Below are 1,657 nucleotides of genomic sequence, written 5' to 3' on the forward strand. Positions count from 1 at the left end.
AAGGGATCCCGAAGTGGGCGATACTGGGATCGAACCGGTTAGTCGGCCTACCTCCTCCGAGGTAACCGGGCGAGCGTCGACTCTCGCAAGAACCCCACGGGCAATTCCTCACTGCCGCCGGCGACAACCCAGGACGGTTGCCCGTCAGACCGGCGAGCGTCCCTTCGCCCAGAACTCGATGCGATTGCCCTCCGGGTCGTGGACATCGAGTGTGTCAGATCCAAACCGTCGCATCGCGGGTCCGGTGGCGATCCCACGAGCGGCGAGGCACCTGCGGAGCACCTCGACATCGGGTACCCGAATGCTCAGGGTTACCCCGGTCCCGCCGACCGATCCAACCGTTGCCCGAGCGGCATCAGCGATGCTGACAAACGCCGACGACGTCAACCGGAACTCGACGAACCAGTCGTCGGCATACGTCTGTTCCAGGCCGAGGCGATCACGATAGAACTCGACCGTAGCCGGCCACTCCTCGCAATACAGGATGAAATTGGCCGCAGACGGCGACATTCCGGGCCCAAACAACCCGTCGTCATCGGCCAGTCCGTCGGGTCCCGCTCCGCAATGCGGACACCGCCCCTGAACGGCGAGTTCGTCGCCGACGAACTTGCCGCAATTCAGACAAGTAGAACCAAGATGGCACGCCGCGTCACCCATCCGATGATCCTACCGATCTCGCATCACCGTCAGCATTCGGCGCCGGACGCAACGAAACACCCGCAGGCGGCGAGCGGTCGACGTCACCCCGCTCGAGGCTGGCCAACCGAAACCCCAGGTCAGCCAACCACAACCCACCACACAGCGCAGCCGGCACGGCCAGGCCGAGCACCAAACTCACCCCGGCGCCGTTGGCAGCCAGCAGCGGTAGCCAGCCGCGACGGTGAGTCCGATCAAGGTTCCGGCTCAGTCGAGGTCCTGGACCGACCAGCACCGGAACCAGATAGGCAAGGGAACCGGCCAACACCTGACCGACCCCGGCAACCACTGCGGCCATCGTCCAACCCTGAAACGGCCCTGGGGTAGCGCCCATCAGGAGTTCCCCGCCATCGACGATCGTCCAGGCCACCAGCCACAGACCACCCGCCACCACCTGGACATAGGGAAGCCGACCCACCAGTCCACGACGGCCCAAGCGGCCGACGATACCGACCAGCATGATGGCCAGTGACACCCCGGCCAGAACGGTACCCGAACCAACCATGGGTGCTCCCCCGACGACCCCGGCCGCCAACGTCGCCACCGAGGCCACGGCCAGCCACCAGCTCCACCGCGCCTCAGGTCCCGATACCGCCTTGTGATGGGCGATGGTCGGAAGGAGGGTCGGCAAGGTACCGACGATTGTGAACCCTACGAAACCGATCAGGTTGAGATGAAAGTGGGCCATCCTCAGCTGTGGATACCCGGCGTTCCAGATCCCGGCGGCCATCACACCGCCGAACCCGACCCCGACCGTTCCGGCGACCAACGCCAGGACATAGAACCGGGCTGACAGGTCAAACCGACGTAACAGGCTGCGTTTGACCGTGGCTACCAATGAGCCGGCCAGCATGACCAGACCCACCATAACCAGAATGGCGCCGACCCCGGCCACCGCCGACCATCCGTTCGACACTCCAACCAGCACCGCCGCTACCCCGACCGTCACCGCCCACCTCTG

2 protein-coding genes are annotated in these 1,657 nt (G+C 65.3%); both read right to left on the reverse strand.

Features of this window, described 5'->3' with window-relative positions; genetic code table 11:
- Positions 1–144: 144 nt before the first annotated feature.
- Positions 145–657, reverse strand: a complete 513-nt coding sequence (locus JJE47_04250; GenBank protein ID MBK5266624.1) for a hypothetical protein — start codon at positions 655–657, stop codon at positions 145–147.
- Entirely contained in the window at positions 650–1,645 is a 996-nt protein-coding gene (locus tag JJE47_04255; protein MBK5266625.1) for a hypothetical protein, read from the reverse strand. Before JJE47_04255 ends, JJE47_04250 begins: the two co-directional genes overlap by 8 nt.
- Between the last annotated feature and the right edge of the window lie 12 nt (positions 1,646–1,657).

The sequence above is a fragment of the Acidimicrobiia bacterium genome, from assembly GCA_016650365.1.
Classification (GTDB): Bacteria; Actinomycetota; Acidimicrobiia; order Spongiisociales; family JAENVV01; genus JAENVV01.

Excerpts from the sequence above, each read along its gene's own strand:
- JJE47_04250 (MBK5266624.1), bottom strand. The coding sequence starts at position 657 with ATGGGTGACGCGGCGTGCCATCTTGGTTCTACTTGTCTGAATTGCGGC.